19 protein-coding genes are annotated in these 22647 nt (G+C 45.5%); 13 read left to right on the top strand and 6 right to left on the bottom strand.

From position 1 onward, the window contains the following. The first annotated feature begins 40 nt into the window (after positions 1-40). A complete protein-coding gene (locus ABD772_RS07870) occupies positions 41-751 on the top strand; it encodes a glycosyltransferase family 2 protein (RefSeq protein ID WP_345102571.1) in 711 nt (236 codons plus the stop codon). A gap of 2 nt (positions 752-753) precedes the next feature. Then, the gene (locus tag ABD772_RS07865) at positions 754-1101 is read left to right on the top strand and encodes a DUF2304 domain-containing protein (RefSeq protein ID WP_345102568.1); all 348 of its coding nucleotides are present in this window, start codon (positions 754-756) and stop codon (positions 1099-1101) included. On the opposite strand, the gene ABD772_RS07860 is transcribed toward ABD772_RS07865, so the two are convergent. Further along, complete coding sequence (locus ABD772_RS07860) at positions 1098-1640, bottom strand: class I SAM-dependent methyltransferase (RefSeq protein WP_345102565.1); 543 nt, start codon at positions 1638-1640, stop codon at positions 1098-1100. The two genes, ABD772_RS07865 and ABD772_RS07860, sit on opposite strands and share 4 nt — an antisense overlap. A gap of 354 nt (positions 1641-1994) precedes the next feature. On the opposite strand from ABD772_RS07860, the gene ABD772_RS07855 reads away from it, so the two are divergent. Further along, positions 1995-2360 (top strand): response regulator, encoded by a 366-nt coding sequence (locus tag ABD772_RS07855; RefSeq protein WP_345102562.1) that lies wholly within the window; start codon positions 1995-1997, stop codon positions 2358-2360. A 15-nt stretch (positions 2361-2375) separates the two neighbouring features. Here the strand turns inward: ABD772_RS07855 and ABD772_RS07850 are convergent, their stop codons facing one another. The 4 genes from ABD772_RS07850 to ABD772_RS07835 are packed head-to-tail and all read right to left on the bottom strand — an operon-like array spanning position 2376 to position 5570. Then, positions 2376-2888, bottom strand: a complete 513-nt coding sequence (locus ABD772_RS07850) for a shikimate kinase (protein ID WP_345102559.1) — start codon at positions 2886-2888, stop codon at positions 2376-2378. Further along, positions 2885-3943, bottom strand: coding sequence for an ABC transporter permease (locus ABD772_RS07845; protein ID WP_345102556.1), 1059 nt, complete (start codon positions 3941-3943; stop codon positions 2885-2887). The genes ABD772_RS07850 and ABD772_RS07845 overlap by 4 nt, the downstream gene beginning before the upstream one ends. Further along, positions 3940-5091, bottom strand: coding sequence for a BT_3928 family protein (locus tag ABD772_RS07840; protein WP_345102553.1), 1152 nt, complete (start codon positions 5089-5091; stop codon positions 3940-3942). Before ABD772_RS07840 ends, ABD772_RS07845 begins: the two co-directional genes overlap by 4 nt. Continuing rightward, positions 5088-5570 (bottom strand): DUF1599 domain-containing protein, encoded by a 483-nt coding sequence (locus ABD772_RS07835; protein ID WP_345102550.1) that lies wholly within the window; start codon positions 5568-5570, stop codon positions 5088-5090. Before ABD772_RS07835 ends, ABD772_RS07840 begins: the two co-directional genes overlap by 4 nt. A gap of 207 nt (positions 5571-5777) precedes the next feature. Here ABD772_RS07835 and folP point away from each other — a divergent pair, with 207 nt between their 5' ends. From folP to ABD772_RS07810, 5 genes are read left to right on the top strand one after another with little or no spacing between them, the layout of a single operon-like run. Then, a complete protein-coding gene (gene folP, locus ABD772_RS07830; protein WP_345102547.1) occupies positions 5778-6638 on the top strand; it encodes a dihydropteroate synthase in 861 nt (286 codons plus the stop codon). A gap of 44 nt (positions 6639-6682) precedes the next feature. Continuing rightward, entirely contained in the window at positions 6683-8065 is a 1383-nt protein-coding gene (locus ABD772_RS07825) for a sulfatase family protein (RefSeq protein WP_345102543.1), read from the top strand. Between the two features lie 53 nt (positions 8066-8118). After that, positions 8119-9555: a sulfatase family protein gene (locus ABD772_RS07820; protein WP_345102540.1), complete on the top strand. Its 1437-nt coding sequence runs from the start codon at positions 8119-8121 to the stop codon at positions 9553-9555. A 51-nt stretch (positions 9556-9606) separates the two neighbouring features. After that, the gene (locus ABD772_RS07815) at positions 9607-11313 is read left to right on the top strand and encodes an arylsulfatase (RefSeq protein WP_345102537.1); all 1707 of its coding nucleotides are present in this window, start codon (positions 9607-9609) and stop codon (positions 11311-11313) included. Between the two features lie 6 nt (positions 11314-11319). Continuing rightward, on the top strand, positions 11320-12462 hold the full coding sequence (locus ABD772_RS07810; protein WP_345102534.1) for a formylglycine-generating enzyme family protein: 1143 nt from the start codon (positions 11320-11322) through the stop codon (positions 12460-12462). Positions 12463-12605: 143 nt separating this feature from the next. Here the strand turns inward: ABD772_RS07810 and ABD772_RS07805 are convergent, their stop codons facing one another. After that, positions 12606-13685 carry a GntR family transcriptional regulator gene (locus ABD772_RS07805; RefSeq protein WP_345102530.1) on the bottom strand — a complete coding sequence of 360 codons (1080 nt, stop codon included), beginning with the start codon at positions 13683-13685 and terminating at the stop codon, positions 12606-12608. A gap of 180 nt (positions 13686-13865) precedes the next feature. On the opposite strand from ABD772_RS07805, the gene ABD772_RS07800 reads away from it, so the two are divergent. From ABD772_RS07800 to ABD772_RS07780, 5 genes are all read left to right on the top strand, one after another. Beyond that, on the top strand, positions 13866-16559 hold the full coding sequence (locus ABD772_RS07800; RefSeq protein WP_345102527.1) for a glycoside hydrolase family 78 protein: 2694 nt from the start codon (positions 13866-13868) through the stop codon (positions 16557-16559). Between the two features lie 10 nt (positions 16560-16569). Next, positions 16570-17706 (top strand): L-rhamnose/proton symporter RhaT, encoded by a 1137-nt coding sequence (gene rhaT, locus ABD772_RS07795; protein ID WP_345102525.1) that lies wholly within the window; start codon positions 16570-16572, stop codon positions 17704-17706. Positions 17707-17818: 112 nt separating this feature from the next. Continuing rightward, the gene (locus ABD772_RS07790; protein WP_345102522.1) at positions 17819-19939 is read left to right on the top strand and encodes a bifunctional aldolase/short-chain dehydrogenase; all 2121 of its coding nucleotides are present in this window, start codon (positions 17819-17821) and stop codon (positions 19937-19939) included. A 12-nt stretch (positions 19940-19951) separates the two neighbouring features. After that, positions 19952-21220, top strand: a complete 1269-nt coding sequence (locus ABD772_RS07785) for a sugar isomerase (protein WP_345102519.1) — start codon at positions 19952-19954, stop codon at positions 21218-21220. Continuing rightward, positions 21220-22512, top strand: a complete 1293-nt coding sequence (locus ABD772_RS07780; RefSeq protein WP_345102516.1) for an FGGY-family carbohydrate kinase — start codon at positions 21220-21222, stop codon at positions 22510-22512. The genes ABD772_RS07785 and ABD772_RS07780 overlap by 1 nt, the downstream gene beginning before the upstream one ends. Positions 22513-22647: the final 135 nt, after the last annotated feature.

The raw sequence follows: 22647 nt of genomic DNA, 5'->3' as shown, positions 1-22647 counted from the left end.
ATTGAACCATAATTGCTATTTTTACTAACCGACAGCTGCTATGCCTCTAAAACTTCTGATCATCATACCGTGCTATAATGAACAGGCATCATTGCCAAATGTACTGGCGGCGTTAAATGAGCTGGACCTGCCGGGATATGATATTACGCAACTGGTGGTAAATGATTGCTCGACGGATAATACGGTTAGCATAGCCCATAAATACAACGTCAAATTGCTCGACTTGCCCGTAAACCTGGGCATTGGCGGTGCGGTACAAAGCGGTTTACTGTATGCCTTTGCCAACAATTTTGATTTAGCTGTACAAATGGACGGCGATGGCCAGCATCCGCCAGCAGAATTGGCCAAACTGTTAAGCTGCCGCGAAGTTACTCAGGCTAATTTGGTAATAGGTTCAAGGTTTATTGAGCGGCAAGGTTTCCAATCGTCTTTTACGCGGAGGCTGGGTATAGGTTATTTTTACCGGCTTAACCAATTTTTTACCGGCAAGCGAATTTTTGATAGCACCTCGGGCTACCGTTTGTTTGACCGAAAGGCCATTGCATTAGCTGCCACCTACTATCCGGATGATTATCCTGAGCCCGAGTCGCTGGTATATTTCGCTAAAGCAGGTTTAGGCGTTCACGAAACGCCGGTAGTAATGACAGTGCGTGCAGGCGGAAAATCCTCTATCCGGAACTTTACTTCTTTGTATTATTGTATAAAAGTTACCATTGCCATGTTTTTTTCGGCGATACGCAAAATCCAGTAATTATGGCCCGCATACAGATCATTACCATCATCATCAGTTTATTGTTCGTGCTTTATATAGCCCGGCTTATCGTTAAAGGCAAACTTCGCGAAGAGTACAGTATAGTGTGGTGCGTTTGCACACTGATCCTGGTAGTTTTCTCGTTCTGGCGCGGAGGTTTAGAGGTAATGTCGCGGCTTTTCGGGGTCTATGAAGCGCCCAACCTGGTTTTTACGGCTTGTATTTTTGCCATTTTGGTATACTTGCTCCACCTGAGTGTAGTAGCCTCAAAACTGCACAAACAAAACAAGCAAATGGCCCAGGATATAGCCCTGTTGAAAGAAAAAATATACGGAGGCAGCAGTAATTAGTCTTTGATGCCTTCGACAATTAAAGAAGTATAACCCAACTTATCAGCCTGATTGCGAGGGTCGTACCTACGCGATCGGTTAATCTTACCGCCGTCGAGCGCCCAGTCAGTATAGTGGAATTTGCCGTTTTCATCCCAGTATTCAAGTAGTTCAACTCTGAATCCGGCCTTTTCCAGGCGGCTTTTCATCACATCATAGGTATATAATATCTTATGATCATCGGCGCCGATACCACTGCCACCTACACGCACCCATTCAATATATTCTTTATCGGGGTTATTGCCATCGGGCACGGCTATGCGTATCCGGCCGCCTTTAGCCAGCCAATCGTAGCAGTTTTGGTTTGACAAACGGGTTTCCTCATCGGGTATATGTTCCCAAACGTGTTCTGCCAGGATGTTGGTTAAACGGCCGTCGCCGAAAAGGCGCTGCCAGTCGGATGCCTTACTGGCGTCCAGCGCATCATATTCAGACAATATCCACCCCTCACCTAACTTCACCTTGGAGGAGCCGATAGCCAGCTTTCTTTTCTTCAACATATGAAAGTTAAACCAGATCTCTAACGATCCTTTTAACCTCAGTAACACATGCTTTATCATACGGGGATCCTGTTTATAATACCTTATAATTTGCAACTTCAATTATAGTCATTTTATACGGATTTATCCAGTTGCGGCGAATTGCTGTGTTAAATATTAATGAGATATATTATCCCTAAGATGGAAAGACGCTCATCCGGCAGAAAAAAATTGTCCTAACTATTTGTCCATTATTTGTCCACCTTAACCAAAACCGGGTAATGTATAAATCGCTTAATTTTACTAATAGTTAACCTCGGTGACGCTTGTCGTAACAGCGACAGGCCATGGCGTGGTAAACCAACCGGCTTTATTATGAAATTAAAAATTTACATCGTTGAAGATTCACCTATCATCGCAGCTTCGCTTAAACAGCTAGTTACGCGAATGGGGCATTCGGTGGCCGGGATCTCATCTTCCTATGAGGGGGCAGTGTCAGAACTCATGCAGATGTGCGTTGATATAGTAATTACAGATATTATGTTAAGTGGTGAAAAGAATGGTATTGATCTGGGCGTTTATATTAAACAAAATTTGAATATTCCTGTAATCTATCAGTCCTCAATTACTGATTCCTCGCTGATGAATCAAGCGATGTCGACCCAACCACTTGCTTACCTGGTTAAACCCGTGGACCGGGTGCAATTGACAAATGCTTTATTAAGCTTAACAGCCGCCTAATTAGCCTCTATATATTTATTGAAATGCTCTGGCCGATATAGTGTCGGCCAGCGTTTCAACTGACATGTCAATGCCATTTACGATATGCGTTGCCTGATTATAAAAACCTTCACGCTCTGCCAGTTTCCCGGCGATAAAAGTTACCAATTCTTCTCCATGTTTACCCGCTATAAGAGGCCGGGTTGTTTTGCCTTTATCCAACCTTTCGGCTAAGGTTTGCGGGGTTAGTTTGATATATAGTGTTTGGCCGTTGGCGTTCATCCATTCCAGATTGTCAAAAAAGCAGGGTAGCCCTCCGCCGGTCGAAACGATTACATTTTCAGGGTATTCAGTCTCCTTCAATACTTGCGACTCCAATTGTCTGAAGGCGTCCTGCCCATATTGCTCAAAATATTCGGCTATGGTCATTCCCACTTTGGCTTCGAGGATATGGTCTAGATCCATAAACGCATAGCCTAGATGATTAGCCAATTTGCGGCTCCATGTAGTTTTGCCGCAGCCCATAAATCCTATAAAGAAAACTCTCATTGTAATTTTACTCTCGGGTCAATCCAAACATAAATAATGTCAACCAAAATATTGATCACCACAAAAATAAACGCAATAAACAATATGGCCCCCATCACCACCGGAAAATCGGACATCTCCAGTGCATTAACCGTCGTCTTACCCAATCCGTTATAACCAAATACATACTCCACAAAAAAAGAACCCGCCAGCAGTGAGGCAAACCAGGTAGCAACAGCAGTAATAACCGGGTTAAGCGCGTTTTTTAAAGCATGGCGATAAATAATAGTATGTTCACTTAGTCCTTTCGCCTTTGCCGTACGGATATAATCCTGGCCCAACACATCCAGCATGGCGTTACGGGTTAGTTGTACAATAATAGCCAGTGGGCGAAATCCTAACGTGATCATCGGTAACAATAAATTCTTCCAAATGACTACCTGGCCCTTAAACGGATCATAGCTATACAAACTCCCCGACATATTTAAACCGGTATATCTACTTAGCACAAAACCAAATACCCAGGCAATGATGATCCCCGCGAAAAATGAAGGGGCCGATATCCCTAAAGTCGAAAAGGCTAAAGCAGTACGGTCAATCCACGTGTCTTTATTAACGGCGCTTATAATCCCCAGGAAAACGCCGATTACAATGGCAAACAACATAGCGGTGGTGGCTAATATCAGTGTGTTAGGCACTACTTCTATAAGCAGCGACGCAACGTCTTTACTGGTCTGGTAGGAGCGGCGCAGGTAAGGCCATTTTAAAGCGACCACCTTTTGCTGTGATATAGCAAATAAGGCGACGTAATGATAGCGCGTCCGCTCGGCAATGGTATTTAAGTGAATGCCTATGACCGACAGGTCATTAATGTAATACAGAAATTGAACCGGCACCGGTTTGTCCAATCCAAATTCCTTTCGTATAGTTTGTAAGGATTGAACATCAGCACGTTGGCCCTGGGTCATACGGGCGGGGTCCACCGGTAAGATATTGAACAGAAAAAACACAACTACCACAATGCCCAGCATTACTGCCGAGCCATAGAAGAACTTGCGAATTAAGTAGCGGATCATTGTTTCTGCAGATATTCTTTCACCAAATGGTCATAGTCGGGTACGGTGTGGTAGTGCCATTTGTTGACAATAGTGCCGTTTTTGATCAGCATTATACCGGGATTTGATCGGATCATCTCTTTCAGCGGAACGCCGTCAGCATAAAATATTTCGCTGATCAAATGATATTTGGCTGCAAAAGCAGCTGCTTCGGCCGGCGAGGCCGACGTGAGCAAAATGGTGCGCATGTTAAAATTGGCTGTCAGATTTGCCGCTAATGCATTTAAGCGGTTGATGGCCGCTCCGTCGGTTTTTTTCAAATCATACGCCACTATCCAAAGGCTGTAAAACGGGTTATTCAGCAACTCTTTGGTATAGTCATTACGTTGCGCATCATTAATAGCCAGGTCTATAATCTTTGGTGTAAAGCCTTTTTTAATCAGTTTACTTTTGGGGTCGCCAACTATTTCCCAGTTATTATCTTTCCATATACCGGTCTGTAGGTACTCTTTGTCAGTCATGCTTTTAGTTTCGCCTGTCTTTTTATTTTTCAGATAGTAAGTCAGTTCAAATTGGTCGGGCATGGCACCTGGCGGCGTTTTCATTTCGTCAGGTATGTTTGCACCCACTTTATAAGGCAAAAAGTCAATTACCGGCAGAAAACTATAAGTAAAAAAGCCAAAACCTACGGATAAAACTACTGACAACAAGAGTAAGCGCTCGCCGGTTTTAGGTGCAAAAATTGGCTTGATATGTTCTTTATTTTTAAAGATAACGATGATGAGCAACAGCAGCACAAGATCTTTACTAAAAGATTGCCAGGGAGTAAGCGGAATAGCATCGCCAAAACAGCCGCAGGTCTGCACCACTTTAAAAGCCGCCGAGTAAAAGGTTAGAAAAGCAAAGAAGATAATAAGAAGCAACAGACCCAAGGCCACTTTTTTTGAGCGTACCCCTATGAGTAAAGCAAACCCCAATACCATTTCCATTGCGCAAAGTAATATGGCAAAAAGCAAGGCCAGGTTACTCAGAAACATAATATGGAAGACCTCGAAATATTCTTCGAGCTTATACGAAAACCCTAACGGGTCATTGGCTTTAATAAGACCCGAAAAGATAAACAGTATGCCTACAGCAATGCGGCAAAACCATAAAGCTCCATTTTTCATTTTACGCCCAGTTTAATCAACGCAAATACCGAGTAATTTAAAATATCCTGATAATTAGCTTTTATGCCCTCTGATGCCAGGGTAACGCCCTCGTTATCCTCAATTTGTTTTACCCTCAGCAGCTTCATTAAAATCAAATCGGTTAATGAGCTGATACGCATATCGCGCCAGGCCTCGCCATAGTCGTGATTTTTGGCAAACATCAGGTCTTTGGTCTCATTTACCTTTTCATCAAATAGTTCATCAACATGAGCCGGGGCCAGCTCGACAGGTGAATTGACATCGCACTCCAGCTGCATCATGGCAATAACGCAATAGTTAACAATGCCTATATACTCGCCGGTAATGTCCTCGCCAACTTTTGACACCTTTTTTTCTTCAAGTGTGCGGATGCGTTGCGCTTTAATAAAGATTTGGTCGGTGATGGATGCCAGGCGCAATATGCGCCAGGCGGTACCATAATCATGGGTTTTTTTCATGAAAAGGTCTTTGCAAACATTAATTACTGCGGCGTATTCGGATGCTGTGTTGTTCAACGTGTTAATTAGCGAAGATGGTATTATGTTAATATGTGTGGTAGCAGGGCCATCTATTCCCTTTCTTGCTCCTTAAAAAGGTGGCACACATTGGAATTATTTGTTTATTATGATTTTAATTTAAGTAGCTATAACTTCGCAATCATAATAATGGCTAAAGATACATTTTTTCATAAAAAGGCAACGCTAAATGCAAGGGGTAGACTCATTGATTTGAGTATACCTAAAGTGATGGGTATAATTAACCTTACACCCGATTCATTCTATGCAGGCAGCCGGCAGCCCACCGTAGCCGCTGCCCTGCAACAAGCCGAAAAAATGCTGAGCGAGGGGGCCACTTTTCTTGATCTGGGGGCTTACTCATCGCGTCCTAATGCTGACGACATTTCGTTGCAGCAAGAAACTGATCGTTTGTTGCCTGTTGTCGAAGCTTTGGTAAGTAAATTCCCTGACGCAATTTTATCGATAGACACTTTTAGAAGCCAGGTTGCCGAGGCTGCAATTCAAGCAGGCGCTCATATCATCAATGACATTTCTGGCGGCGATTTGGACAAAAATATGTTTGCCACCGTGGCACGACTAAAAGCGCCCTACATTTTGATGCACATGAAGGGCAACCCTAAAACCATGAATCAACTAGCTGTTTATGATGACGTTTTTACCGAGGTGTTCGATTATTTTACCGAAAAGTATCGGCAGCTAAAAGCGCTTGGCGTCACCGATGTGATCCTGGATCCCGGCTTTGGGTTTGCCAAAAAACCCGAACATGGCTATGCGTTATTAAATAGGTTAGAAGAGTTTCGGGTGCTACAATTGCCGTTATTGGTTGGTGTATCCCGTAAGCGGATGATCTACGCGCAACTAAACACCACAGCCGAAGATGCCCTAAACGGCACCACCGTGCTAAATACTATTGCCTTAATTAAAGGTGCCGGTATTTTAAGGGTGCACGATGTAACAGCTGCGATACAAGCGGTTAAATTACTGCAACTTTTGAAGAACAATAGCTAACTTAGCTAAAGGCCTGGGGCTTAACCAATAAATTTATTTAATGTATGAAAAAACTAAGTCTGTATGCCGGGCTCATGCTGGCCTGTATTGTTTCGGTTATATCTGTAGGATTTAAGCCTAAACCGCATGCGGTGGCTCAACGCCCAAATGTTATTATCATTTTAACAGACGATATGGGCTTTAGCGACGTCGGCTGCTTTGGCGGCAACTTTGTGCCCACACCTAACATTGACCGCATAGCCACAAGCGGACGAAAGTTTACACAATACTATAGCGCTGCACCTATCTGCTCGCCATCGCGGGTGGGGATGCTTACCGGGATGAACCCTGCCCGGTGGAATTTTTCTACTTATTTAGACAACCGTAAACATAACAAGAACGCCGAGCAGGCCGACTGGCTCGATCCGAAAGCGCCATCCATAGCCCGTATATTTAAAAACGCAGGTTACGCCACCGGGCATTTCGGCAAATGGCACATGGGCGGCGGCCGTGATGTAAAAAATGCCCCCGGCTTTGAAAACTATGGATTTGACGAACATAACAGTACCTACGAAAGCCCAGACCCCGATCCGCTGCTAACGGCCACCAATTGGATCTGGTCTAAAAAAGACAGTATCAAAAGATGGGACCGTACGAAATATTTTGTCGATAAAACCCTGGATTTTATGAAGCGACACAAGGGGCAACCTTGCTTTGTAAACCTTTGGCCCGACGATGTACATACACCATGGGTGCCGCGTGTAGAACATGAATACACAGGCCAGTATCCGATGAACCCTGAAGAAGAAGCCGCTTTTAAACTGGTATTGAAAGAATACGATGTACAGATAGGCCGCCTGTTGGACGGCTTGAAGGCGATGGGACTGGATAAAAATACCATAGTGATATTTACCAGCGACAATGGCCCGCTACCAAGTTTCAGGGGTAGCCGGGCGATGGGGCTGCGGGGTTCAAAATTGTCATTGTATGAAGGGGGGACGCGCATGCCTTTTATCATTAGCTGGCCGGGCCATGTGCCGGCCGGTACTATTGATGAAAGTTCAGAACTGTGCTCGATTGATTTGGTGCCTACACTAACCCAATTTGCCGGCATCAAATTACCGGTTGATTATAAAGGCGATGGCATAGACCGCGGTAGTGTGCTACTGGGGAAGCCCTCTTTAAGGGGGAAAGACCTGTTTTGGGAATATGGCCGTAATAACATCGCTTTTAGTTATCCGCGGCCTATTGATAAAAGCCCCAACCTGGCCGTGCGCTCGGGCGAGTGGAAGTTATTGATGAACAGCGATGGTAGCGATATACAGTTATATGACATCTTGAAAGATAAAAAAGAATCAAACAATGTCGCTGCACAAGAGCCTAAAAAAGTAGACGAGTTGAAAGCCAAGCTGATGGCCTGGTGGAAAACCATCCCCCATTTAAAGTAACATTATTTGTAAAACTTAGCTTCGCTTCTATTTAAACAGCGCAATCTTACGTCATGAACAAATTCAAGATATATACTACTATACTTGCTACCGGCGCAGCAACAGTTGTTTTAGCAAGCTGGACACGCCAAGCTCCAAGGGCAGAACCGCGCAAACCCAATATCGTATTCATCATGGCTGACGACCTGACCATGACCGACATCGGGCCTTATGGCAGTCAGCAAGTGCGTACGCCCAATATGGATAAATTGGCCCGCGAAGGTGTTTGCCTGGATAATATGTTCAATATGGTGCCGGTGTGTTCTCCTACACGGCAGTCGTTATTAACTGGTCTTGGGCCAGTGCGCAGCGGGGCTTACCCTAATCACACTATGATTTATAAAGGGATCAAAACCCTGCCATTTTATATGAAACAATTGGGCTATAACGCGGCCATTATCGGCAAAAGGCATTATGCCCCTGACGAATCTTATCCGTTTGATTTTCTGGGTGGTCGAGACCATGACGATGGAAGAGGCATCGATGTCGACTTAAGCAAAGCCGAAGATTATCTTAAGGCAAAGCAATCGACAGGCAAGCCTTTCTTTTTGATGTTCACCAGTAACCAACCGCACGAACCATATACCCGGGGCGATCAATCAGCTTACGATCCCGCCAAAGTAAAGTTGGGGCCTAATATGGTGGATACCAAGCTAACCCGCAGGCGCATGGCCAAATACTTTGCCGAAATAACCTACCTGGATAGTTTGATTGGCGTGTGCCTCAATATTATTGATCGTACCGGACAAAAAGATAATACCATTATTATGTTTGCTACTGAGCAAGGTAACTCGTTCCCTTTTTCTAAATGGACTTTGTATGACCAGGGCCTGCATTCGGGCTTTATTGCTAAATGGCCCGGTAAGATCAAACCGGGTACGCGCAATCCGGCTATGCTGGAATATATAGATATCACCCCAACATTGATCGACGTTGCCGGCGGCGATCCCACCAAAATAAATACTGGCTCAAAAGATGGCAACGGTAAGATGGGCTTTGATGGCATAAGCTTTAAGAAAGTGTTGCTGGGACAGGAGAACCACATGCGCGATTATGTATTTGCCCAGGAAACTACCCGCGGCATTATTCAGGGTAGTGATGCTTATGCTATACGGTCAGCCCGCGATAATAAGTACTTGTACATTCATAACCTGAACTATACCGGGACGTTTAAAAATACAGTTGTCCGTATGCCTTTTTTTAAAGAATGGCATGAAATCAATCCGGCGCGTTCTGCATTTTACCAAACGCGGCCCGAAGAGGAGTTATATGATGTGGTGAATGATCCTTATGATCTTATCAATCTGGCGGCAGATCCAAAGTATGCATCCATTAAAATCAACCTGAAAAGCAAGCTCGAAGCTTTCATGAAACAGCAAAATGACAAGGGTATAGAAACCGAGATGCAGGCATTCAGCCGCCAACCAAAAAACGGCGGCGAGAACGATTAAGCTGAGTAATTCGTAAATAAATAATAATTTAGACCGACAAGAACAATCACCATGAAATATAACAAGCTGTATGTAATGTTACCCTTAGCAGGTGTAACGGCGGCATTGCTGGCCTGGAAAATTAAACCCAAACCAACCAAAGCTGCACCGCCGCGACCAAACATCATTGTTATATTGGCAGATGATATGGGCTTTAGCGATGTTGGCTGTTATGGCGGCGAAATCAAAACGCCCAATATCAACTACCTGGCGCAAAATGGTATCCGTTTTACTAATTTTTACAATACCTCGCGCTGCTGCCCCACCAGGGCGTCTTTACTTACCGGTCTGTATAACCACCAGGCCGGTATAGGTAAAATGACCGACGCCGAAGATGAACCCGGCTATCTGGGCCATATTACCCAAAATGCAGTTACTTTAGCCGAGGTATTGAAAACAGCAGGTTATCATACCGCTATGTCGGGCAAATGGCATGTCTCGAATACTAACGGGCAGCCGGACCCTAAAGAGCAATTGGCCTGGTTGGATCATCATAAAGAATACCCTGAGTTTTCGCCGATAGAGCAATATCCAACCAGTCGTGGTTTTGAAAAATATTTTGGTACCATTTGGGGGGTGGTTGATTATTTTGATCCGTTCAGCCTGGTAAGCGGCACCCAACCTATAAAATCGGTACCTAAAAATTACTACCACACTGATGCTATTAATGATACTGCGGTGGCTTATATTAAAGGTTATGCCAGGCAAAAACAGCCATTCTTTTTGTACGTAGCCGAAAACGCACCGCACTGGCCACTGATGGCTAAACCACAGGATATCGCCAAATATAAAGACACTTACAAAGCAGGCTGGGACGCTATCCGCGAAGCACGCTATCAAAAAATGATCAAATTGGGATTGATCGACCCAAAAACCACTAAACTTTCACCTCGTTGGCATGACGACCTGAAATGGGAGAACAACCCTGACAAAGATTGGGACGCACAAGCCATGGCCGTACACGCCGCTATGGTTGACTGTATGGATCAGGGCATTGGCCGTATCATTTCCGCGCTTAAACAAACCGGGCAGCTGGATAATACACTCATTGTTTTCTTGTCAGACAATGGCGCCAGCGCCGAGAGCGCTCCAGGCTACGGGCCAGGTTTTGACCGCCCAAGCGAAACCCGCGACGGTCGCAAAATTGATTACTCGACCAAGAAAGATAATATTCCGGGATCGGAGGTGGTTTATTCTTCTATTGGTCAACGTTGGGCCAATGTAGCCAACACCCCTTACCGTTTATGGAAAGCTGAGTCGTACGAAGGAGGTTTACATACACCGATGATAGCATTTTGGCCTAAAGGGATTACGGCACCCAAAGGCAGCTACAATAAACAGGTTGGCCACGTGATGGACTTTATGACCACCTTTACTGAATTGGCCGGTGCTGCTTATCCTAAAACCTACAAAGGCCACGACATTCCGCCTACACCCGGCATAAGCCTGGTGCCGGCATTTAAGGGTAAGGCCGTTGCCGGTCATGAAGAAATATTTAATGAGCATTTTCAGGCACGTTATGCCCGCGTGGGCGACTGGAAACTGGTATCAACCAGCGATCATAACTGGCACTTATTTAATCTGGCCGAAGACCGCAGTGAAACCAACGATTTGAAAGCACAATATCCTGATAAAGTCAAACAAATGGATAGCCTGTGGCAAAACTGGGCACATACACACATGGTATTGCCTAAGCCCGGTCAGAGAAAGAATAAATAAAAGAAGATGTTGAGAGGAAGTTCCATATTATTTTGGGGGGGGATAGCTCTTTCGGCTGTAATCACCTCGTGTAAACAAAAAACTAATGCAACAGCCGAAGTAAAAAAGCCGGTTGCACAAGCCAAGTCGGCTGTTTGCTGCGAATCCAATATACCGGCGCGCTTTCCCGGGTTGTCAGGTTCGACTGTGAATACTAAAAGCATTGGCGACCATTCGCATAAAGGCATGGTGTGGATCAAAGCCGGAACCTTCGGCATGGGCGGCGACAATAAGCAAGCCGGCCCGGACGAATATCCTAAACATAAGGTAACCGTTAAAGGCTTTTGGATGGATGCAACCGAGGTAACCAATGCAGAGTTTGCTAAGTTTGTAAAAGCCACGGGTTATATAACTACCGCCGAGCGCAAACCAGATTGGGAAGAGCTAAAAAAACAAGTGCCCCCGGGAACACCGAAACCCGACGAAAGCTTGCTCGTACCCGCGTCCCTGATCTTTAATCAGCCGTCGCATCCGGTTAATCTGAATGATTACAGCCAGTGGTGGAGTTGGGAAAAAGGTGCCGATTGGAAACATCCACACGGGCCAAACTCCAACATCAAGGGGAAAGACAGCTACCCTGTTGTTCACATATCATGGTATGATGCCGTTGCCTATTGTAAATGGGCAGGTAAGCGCTTGCCAACAGAAGCTGAATGGGAATGGGCAGCACGTGGAGGGCTTAACAACGACATTTATCCCTGGGGCAATGAGCCTGTGGATGCCGGGCAACCCAAAGCCAATACCTGGCAAGGCGATTTCCCCAATAAAAACACACTAAAGGATAAATTCTTCTTTGCTGCTCCGGTAGGTTCATTTAAACCTAACGGTTATGGCTTGTATGATATGGCCGGTAACGTGTGGGAATGGTGCTCTGATTATTATAAAAACGACTATTACCAAACTATCAATAAGCCGCAAGGCGTAACCGAACCCCAGGGCCCGGCAGATAGTTATGACCCAGATGAACCCTATGCCAAAAAACGCGTCATCCGCGGCGGATCTTTTTTGTGTAATGACAGCTATTGCTCCGGTTATCGTGTTGCCCGCCGCATGAAGAGTACAGAGGATAGTGGTATGGAGCATTTAGGTTTTAGATGCGTACAGGATTGACAGTCATTTGCAGACCTCTGGCCGCCCATGCCAGATAAATACCCAATTGGCTTATTGCATGCAGTGTGACAAGCAAACAAACTATAAGCCGGTACAATTTGTTTCATAGGTATCTGATTGTACCCGAAAGGAGTCTTTTGGTTTTACAGACTATCTCTCAACCTCACCTTAAACGGTATAGCAATATGCTCCTTGGTATTATTCAGTGCCATCTCCGCGGCTTTGGCACCCATCATTTTAAAATCTGTTGATATAGTGGTGATACCGTTCAGGATGATTTTTTTCAGCGGCGTTTCGTTGTAGGATATCACACCGATGTCCTGGCCTATCTTGAGTTTATCGCTTACAATCTTTTCTACCAACTCCACCAGATCATCTTCCATTAAATTAATATAAACGGTACCTGGCTGCAGGGTTTCATCTCTAAGCTTGTGGATAGTTTCATACTCAAAAGCATACTGGCGGCAAAAATTGATAAAGCCGGTCAATATTTCTTTTGAGTAATAGCTGTTTTCCGGAAAGATGATTTTCAGTGTATGGTACTTGCTCAGCTTATCCAACAGTTGAGACAGTGCGTCGTAAATATCCCGCTCAAAATTTTCGTACACCGCACCAAACTCGCCGCTGATGTTTTCCAGCAACTTATCCATCAATATTAATTTGTCTTTTGGAAGTTGATCTATGATAGCTTTTGCGCTGCTTGAATTCTCGATAAAATGTGGAATGATAATGAGTTTAGAGTAATGATCGATATCGCCGGTAAGCAGTTTCTTAAAGAAGTTAAAGTTGTTATTGTAAATATAAAAGTCAATAGCTGCGTTGCTGCCTAACACTTCGGCAAAGGCATCGTAAATGATCTTTTTGTGACTGCTCAGCTTATTAAACAGCAGCAACACTTTTATTGGCTGATCAAACGTCACATTGCTAATAAAATATCCCTTACCTGCTACCGAGTTAATAACGCTGTACTTCTTTAATTCCTTATACGCCCGCTCGATGGTATTTCGGGCTACTTCTAAAGCGATACTCAGATCATTGATAGACGGCAGGATGTCATCCTTCTCTACCATACCCCCCTCAATACCACGCAAAATAGAGTTACATATCTGCAGGTATTTTGGCGTGATGGAGTGCTCGTCGATCTGGATAATTTTCAAATAATTTTTCATGCTGCTGCCAGACAAAAAGCTGCCATCCCGGGCGATAACGAGAGATCTGTACACTCGCATTATGGTCTGCGTATAGGTCTCCTTCGGTCAGGATGTCATTTAAAATAAAACCACTGTCACTCTGCTTAATTTCTGTCAAGCACACTATAATTGTTTAGGACAGTAGGGGACAGTTAACCAAAATGAATTTTGTTAACTTGCCCATACCAATTATACATCCTTTTTTAATAAACAATGAGAAAAGTCTTCTTTTTATTTATTGGCCTGCTTGCGAGTCATGTAACCATAGCGCAAGTAAAGGTTCAGCATTTAATGACCGAGAACCTGCCAAATCCTATCAGCATTGATGCTGTAGCGCCGCGCTTTAGCTGGCAGTTAGATGGCGGCCAGGCACGCAACGTCATGCAAACCGCTTATCAGATCAAAGTTACTGACGATGCCAAACACACCGTTTGGGCACCAGCTAAAGTAAACAGCGATCAATCAATGTACATTTATTATCAGGGCAGTCCTTTAAAGTCGGGCGAGAAATATACCTGGCAGGTAAAGGTTTGGGATAATCATGGCAAGTCATCACAGGGCACTGCCACTTTCCGCATGGGCTTGTTAAAGGCAGACGACTGGAAGGCCCAATGGATCGGTCCGGGTCAGGAGGAAGCGTCAAGACCAAGCCCGTTATTCAGAAAGGGATTTATCGTAAACAAGAAAGTGAAAACAGCTATAGCTTATATCACTGCACATAGTTTATATGAGGCGCATATTAACGGCAAACGCGTTGGTGATGCTTATCTTACACCGGGTTATACCAGCTACAATAAACGCATCCAATACCAGGCTTATGATGTAACTAACCTGGTGCAGCCCGGCGCTAATGCCGCAGGCGCAAGCTTGGGCAGCGGCTGGTACCGCGGCATTTATGGTATCGGCACCCGCCACGAAATTTATGGTAAAGATATAGCACTGCTGATGCAGATCAACATTACTTATACCGACGGCAGCACCGCAACCATCGCTACCGACGACACCTGGAAAACATCAACAGGCGAAGTGCGCTATGCCGAAATTTATATGGGTTCGACCATTGATGCCCGTATGGAGCAAAAAGGCTGGAGCACCGCCGGGTTTAACGACAGCAATTGGAAAAACGCCGTTATTGGTAATTATCCTAAGGATATTTTGATTGCTACCGTTAATGAGCCTGTTAAAAAGCACGAAACCTTTAAAGCCATCAAACTATTCACCACGCCAAAAGGCGAAAAGGTTATTGATTTTGGACAGAACCTGGTAGGCTGGGTGAAATTTAACGTGCGCGGTAAAGCCGGCGATAAGATTGTGATCTCGCATGCTGAAGTACTGGATAAAGAAGGTAATTTTTATACCGATAACCTGCGCGATGCCAAGTGTCAAAATACTTTTATTTTAAAGGGAGAGGGCATGGAAACCTGTGAACCGCAGTTTACGTGGCAGGGTTTCCGTTATATCCGTATCGAGGGTTATCCGGGCGACATCAAACCCGAGGATTTTACTGCAACAGCTGTTTATTCAGACATGCCGCCGACAGGAACTTTCGCTTGCTCAAATCCATTGATCAATCAATTACAACACAATATCCAGTGGGGACAAAAAGGCAACTTCCTGGATATTCCTACTGATTGCCCGCAGCGCGATGAGCGCCTGGGCTGGACCGGCGATGCGCAGGTATTCTCGCGCACTGCCACCTTCAACATGAACGTGCATAATTTCTTCACCAAATGGTTAAAGGATGTTAGTCTTGATCAGTTTAGCGATGGCAGTCTGCCGCATGTTATTCCGGACGCTTTTGATAACGGAAAACCAACCGGCGGTGGCGGCAGCGCAGGCTGGAGCGACGCAACAACCATCATCCCCTGGAATATGTACCTGGCTTATGGCGATAAACAAATTCTGGAAAACCAATACAACAGCATGAAAGCCTGGGTTGGTTTTATGAAAAGCCGCAGCCATAATAACCTGTGGAACACCGGCAGCCACTTTGGCGACTGGCTGTTTTACACCCGCAATGATGATAACGACGGCACAGCGGCTATCACCAGCAAATACCTGATAGCCCAGTGTTTTTATGCGCACTCAACGCAACTGCTTATCAACGCTGCCAAAGTATTAGGTAAAACAGAAGATGTTGAAACCTACACCAAGTTATTGGCCGATATAAAAGATGCCTATATGCGTGAGTATGTAACGCCAAATGGCCTGATATCATCAGACACCCAAACCGCTTATGCCGAGGCGCTGGAGTTTGATATGCTGCCTGAAAATTTAAGAGCACAGGCGGCTGACCGTCTGGAGGCTAATATCCGCCGCTACGGCAACCACCTGACTACCGGCTTTTTGGGCACACCTTATCTGTGCGATGCACTGAGCCGTTACGGCCATGCTGATGCCGCTTTCAGATTATTGTTGCAGGAGAATTATCCATCATGGTTATACCCGATAAAAATGGGTGCTACCACCATTTGGGAAAGATGGGATGGTATTAAACCCGATGGCACCTTAGAAGTTCCGTCGATGAACTCTTATAATCACTATGCTTACGGCGCAATTGGCGACTGGATGTATCGCACCGTCGCCGGCATCGACACCAAAATTGAACAGCCGGGCTATAAAGGCATCACTATAAAACCAACTGTTGGCGGTAAACTAACTGATGTAGCTGCCAATTACGAAACGCCTTACGGCAAAGCAAGCTCACACTGGAAGATTGAGAACGGCAACTTTGTGCTGGACGTTGTTATTCCGGCAAATACTACCGCCACTGTTTATGTACCAACCAAAGGCGACAGCGCAGTTACCGAGAGCGGCAAACCCGTTACAAAAGCAGCTGACCAAATTGACGGTTTTACCGCAGTTAATATAGGCTCGGGCACTTATCATTTTAGCACAACCAACTAAACTTATAGACATGGAAGTAATTTTTGGTGTAATATTTCACTTCATCGGCGGGTTTGCGTCGGGGAGCTTTTATATCCCTTACAAAAAAGTAAAGGGCTGGGCCTGGGAGAGTTTCTGGATAGTAGGGGGCCTGTTTTCCTGGCTTATCGTTCCACCTATTGCGGCTTGGCTAACCATTCCGCATTTTGGCGATATCATAGCAGCTACCAACGGCGGCATACTGGCTTTGACCTATTTATTCGGCCTGCTTTGGGGCATTGGCGGTTTGACTTACGGTTTGGGTGTGCGATACCTCGGCGTGTCTTTGGGTAGTACCATTATATTGGGTTTATGCTCTGTGTTTGGTGCCTTGGTGCCTGCGGCTTATTATCAGTTTGCGCCAAAAGAGGGGAAAGACAGCATCGGTATTTTGGCTTCGCACCAATGGGGCCAGTTAGTTTTACTGGGGATATTGATCTGCGTGATCGGTATCATTATCTGCGGCCGGGCAGGCACTTTGAAAGAGCGCGACCTGGCTAAAGACGGCGCTGCTGCCAACGAAAATAAAGAATATCGCTTTGGATTAGGTATCGCGGTAGCTATCGTATCAGGGGTATTAAGCGCCTGCTTTGCTTTTGGTATTGACGCCGGCGCCGACATGGCCAATGCGGCCAATAACGCCTGGCGCCTGGCCCATCACATTACCGACCCGGCCCAAAACTTCCTGTACAAAAACAACGTTACTTATATCGTTATTCTTTGGGGTGGTTTAACTACTAATTTTATTTGGTGTATGATCCTGAATGCGCGTAACAAAACATTCGGCGATTATGTTAATCCAAAAACTCCCCTGTTAAAAAACTATGTCTTTTCGGCACTAGCAGGAACAACCTGGTTCCTGCAATTCTTTTTTTATGGCATGGGCGAAAGCAAGCTGGGCAACGGCGCAAGTTCATGGATCCTGCACATGGCGTTTATCATCCTCGTTGCCAACGCATGGGGATTGGTTTTAAAAGAGTGGAAAGGCGTAAGCAGAAAAGCCAAAGGCGTTTTGATAGCCGGGATTCTCACCATCATTCTTTCAGTTATTTTGGTGGGATACGGCAACAATTTGAAGGATAAAGAAACAACTGCTGCTAAAACACAGCAATTAGAATTGAAAAAATAACTTTAAGCGTTTAGAAGATTGATTTTTGATAAATATTTTTCATGGCGGTGGCTGTCGTCCAATCTTCTAAGCACTGGTAAAAAATAACCAACAATATACAAACAGTACAATAATGTCTATCAAAGAAACAAATTTTAAGCACGTCAGCTATTTATGGGACGATGGGGCAGCTGCAAAGCTTGCCGGTGATGAAGTCGCGCTGTTAATATACCGCTCAAACCTGCTGGGCGCCGACCTGCGCCTGACCAATTACGGTGGCGGCAACACCTCATGCAAGGCCTTAGCTAAAGACCCGCTAACCGGAGAGGAAGTTGAAGTAATGTGGATCAAAGGATCTGGTGGCGATATTGGTACGCTGACCAAAAGCGGACTGGCGGCACTTTATGTTGACAGGCTGAGAAACCTGAAAAACGTTTACCGCGGCCTGGAATATGAGGACGAAATGGTTGAACTTTTTAACCATACTATTTATGACCTGGCATCCAAAGCCCCCTCTATAGATACCCCGCTGCACGGATTTTTACCTTTCAAACACATAGACCATCTGCACCCTGACGCAGCCATCGCTATCGCCGCAGCAAAAGATGGCAAACAAATTACTCAGGATTTATTTAAAGGCAAAATAGGCTGGGTTGAGTGGCAGCGACCGGGTTTCGACCTGGGCCTGCAATTAAAAGCTTGCCTGGATGCCAATCCGGGTATCCGGGGCATTATGCTCGGCTCGCACGGTTTGTTTACCTGGGGCGACACTGCTTACGAAAGCTATGTAAATACTTTAGAAGTTATTGAGCAATGCGCCGAATACCTGGAGCAAAACTACGGCAAAAAAGGACCAATATTTGGCGGGGCTAAAATTCAAAGCCTCGATGAGGCCGGTCGTAAAAAACAAGCCATTGCGTTAGCACCTGTACTTCGCGGTTTCTGCTCATCAAAACAAAACATGATCGGTCATTTTACCGATGATGTCCGTGTTTTGGAGTTTACCAACTCTAATGATCTGTACCGTTTGGCGCCCCTGGGCACAAGCTGTCCTGACCACTTTTTGCGGACCAAGATCAGCCCGCTGGTTTTGGATTTGGGTAAGGATGAAGATTTGGGCGACGCCGAAGCATTGAAGACCCGTTTAAAACCTGCTTTTGAGGCTTACCGCGCCATGTATACCGAATATTACAATACATGCAAGCATGCTAACAGCCCTGCTGTGCGTGATGCTAACCCAGTGGTAATTTTATATCCGGGCGTGGGTATGTTCACCTTTGCCAAAGATAAACAAACCGCCCGCGTAGCTGCCGAGTTTTACATCAACGCCATTAACGTAATGAAAGGCGCCGAGGCGATCTCTGAGTACACCTCGCTCCCTCGCCAGGAAGCATTTGACATTGAATACTGGCTGCTAGAAGAAGCCAAACTGCAGCGCATGCCTAAGCCCAAAGCTTTGTCGGGCCGTATTGCTTTGATTACCGGCAGCGCAGGGGGCATTGGCAAGGCTATTGCCAAAAAATTTGCGCAGGAAGGTGCTGTTGTGGTATTGAACGACATGAATGCCGAACGTCTGGAAGGCGCCGCCGAAGAGTTTAAAAAACTATTTGGTAAAGACGCTTATACTACTGCGATATTAGACGTGACCAAAGGCGAGCAGATTGCTGATGCAATAGGCAAGGCTGTCCTGGCCTTCGGAGGTGTGGATCTGATCGTAAACAATGCCGGCCTGTCTATCTCTAAAGACATCGCCGGACATACCGAAAAAGATTGGGACCTTTTGTATGATGTATTGGTGAAAGGCCAGTTCATGGTAACACAGGCCGCTACTGCTGTAATGAAGAAACAGGATATAGGCGGCGATGTTATTAATATCGTCAGCAAAAACGCCTTGGTAAGCGGTCCAAATAATGCCGGTTATGGCAGCGCCAAAGCAGCACAGCTGCACCTAAGCAGATTAAACGCAGCCGAACTGGGCGGCGATAAGATCCGTGTTAATGTAGTTAACCCTGATGCCGTGATCAGCGACAGTAATATCTGGGCCGGCGGCTGGGCCGAAGGCCGCGCGAAAGCCTATGGCATAACGGTAGAGGAATTACCTGCTTACTACGCTAAACGTACTTTATTAAATGAAATGATTTTACCTGAAGATATCGCCAATGCCTGCTTCGCTTTTGCGGGCGGTTTGTTGAATAAATCGACCGGTAACGTGTTAAATGTTGACGGCGGTGTAGCCGCTGCATTTGTAAGATAAACCTGCAACGTTATGGAACAACCTAAAATCGACGAATACAATCAGCAGCATTTGAAGGACCACAAACGCAAGTTTGATTTTGTGGCCGAAGATGTCGCTAACCTGGATAGCGTATTGCAAAAACTACGCGCGTTCAATATTGCTATACCAAGCTGGGCTTTGGGTACAGGCGGTACACGTTTCGGGCGCTTTTCTGGCGGCGGCGAGCCGCGTACGCTGGAAGAGAAGATCACTGACGTAGGTACTATCCACGCCTTGAACCGCTCGAGCAACTCAATCTCGCTGCATATCCCCTGGGATATTCCCGAAAATGCATCGGCGATCAAGGCCCATGCGGCGCAGTATGGTTTGCATTTTGATGCGGTAAACTCCAATACCTTTCAGGATCAGAAAGATCAAAGGCTGAGCTATAAATTTGGCTCACTGCATCATACCGACAAAGCAGTGCGCGATCAAGCTGTTCAGCATAACATCGAGGTGATTAAATATGGTGTTGAATTAGGTTCAAATGCGCTTTCGGTTTGGTTGTCAGACGGATCAAATTTCCCCGGGCAGCTGAACTTCCGCAAGGCTTTTCAAAATACATTGGATAGCTTACAACATATTTATGATGCCCTGCCGGATGATTGGAAAGTCTGGATAGAATACAAACCTTTCGAACCTAACTTTTACTCGACCACTATCGGCGACTGGGGGCAATCGCATTTGTTGGCATCTAAATTGGGTAAAAAGGCTTTGACGTTGGTCGATCTGGGTCATCACCTGCCAAATACCAACATTGAGCAAATCGTTTCTTTACTGCTGATGGAAGGCAAGTTGGCCGGTTTCCATTTCAATGATTCCAAGTATGGCGATGACGACCTCACCGTAGGAAGCATCAACCCCTATCAATTGTTCCTGATATTTAACGAACTGGTTGAAGGCATGGACGCCGCCGGCTTGAATCATGCCAACGGTATCGGCTGGATGATCGACGCATCTCACAATGTCAAGGACCCGATAGAAGACCTCTTGCAATCGGTGGAGGCTATCAAGATCGCGTACGCGCAGGCGTTATTGGTGGATACTCGGGCTTTGGTTGACGCACAGCTGAATAACGATGTAGCTAAAGCACAAGAGATATTACAGGCCGCATATCGCACAGATGTGCGTCCGCTAATTGCGGAGGCCCGTTTACGTGAAGGTGGCGCGCTGAACCCAATTGCGGTTTACCGTGGGCTGGAAGTACGTAAAGGCTTGATTAAAGATCGCGGCGACAAAACTCAGGCAACAGGTTTGTAATGGAGGTTACGCCCGTAATAGCAGTTTTTGACGTTGGCAAAACCAATAAAAAGCTTTTTCTTTTTGATGAAAGCTATAACATTGTGTTTGAGCGCTCTGCACGGTTCAATGAAATTGTGGACGAGGACGGCTTTGCCTGCGAAAACCTCGAAGCGCTTAAAAAAGCTGTTTTTGACTCATTAAATGAAGTTAGCCGCCTCGAGCAATTTGACGTAAAGGCGGTTAACTTTTCGGCTTATGGCGCCAGCTTTGTTTATCTGGACAAGGATGGTAACGCAATAGCCCCATTATACAATTACCTGAAGCCCTATCCGGAGGACATCAGGAAGAAATTTTATGATGCCTATGGCGATGAAGCGGAAATAGCCTTTAAAACAGCATCACCAGCGTTGGAAAGTCTGAATTCGGGCTTGCAATTGTATCGCATTAAACATCAAAAACCTGAACTGTTTGAGCGCATAAGGTACGCCTTGCATCTGCCGCAATATCTGAGTTACCTGATTACCGGCAAGGCTTTTTCTGATCTTACCAGTATTGGCTGCCATACCGCTCTGTGGGATTTTGAGAAAAATGACTACCATAACTGGGTGAAGCAAGAAGGCCTTGATAACATTCTTGCCCCAATTGCCCCGGCTGACGAAAGAATTCCGTCTTACTTTAACGGACGCTGGTATCAAGCCGGTATAGGGCTGCATGACAGCTCAGCAGCCTTGATCCCTTATCTGGCCAGTTTCAGCGAGCCGTTTGTGCTGCTGTCCACAGGTACCTGGTCTATCAGTTTAAACCCTTTTGATCAAGCGCCTTTAACGGCAGAAGAATTGAAAAATGATTGCCTCAACTACATTCAATACAAGGGCAAGCCGGTCAAAGCATCGAGGCTGTTCAGCGGGCATGAATATGATCAGGGTATTAAAGCTATCGCCGAAAAGTTTGGCGAAGATGTGATCAAATACCGCAATATTCCGTACGATCCAGATATGCCGGGCAAGGACATTGCGGCTTATTACGAGCTGATACACCAGATCATCTCGAAACAAAAGATCGCCACCGGCTACGTGTTAAAAAACACCCCGGTAAAACGCATTTTTGTAGATGGCGGCTTTAGCAAGAACTCCGTGTTTATGCATTTGCTGGCGGCTGCCTTCCCTCAAATTGAAGTATACGCCGCATCCATGGCACAGGCCACGGCCATGGGTACTGCACTTGCTATTCATCATCAGTGGAACAGTAAGCCGATACCGAATGATCTGATTAACCTTAAGTATTATTCAGGGACGAGCCATGTGGTGTAATAATCTTTTGTCATCCTATGTTTGCATAGGAGTTGTTTGAATGATAAATAAGAATAATTTTATTGCAGAAGAAAAAGGTAAAGAGAAAAGATTAAGACGTGTCATTAGGCTCTGGAAAGCCTGTTCGCAATGCTA

It is taken from the genome of Mucilaginibacter panaciglaebae, from assembly GCF_039539265.1.
Classification (GTDB): Bacteria; Bacteroidota; Bacteroidia; order Sphingobacteriales; family Sphingobacteriaceae; genus Mucilaginibacter; species Mucilaginibacter panaciglaebae.
The sequence above is the reverse complement of the archived record's forward strand: the minus strand, read 5'-3'. Positions and strand labels throughout refer to the sequence as shown.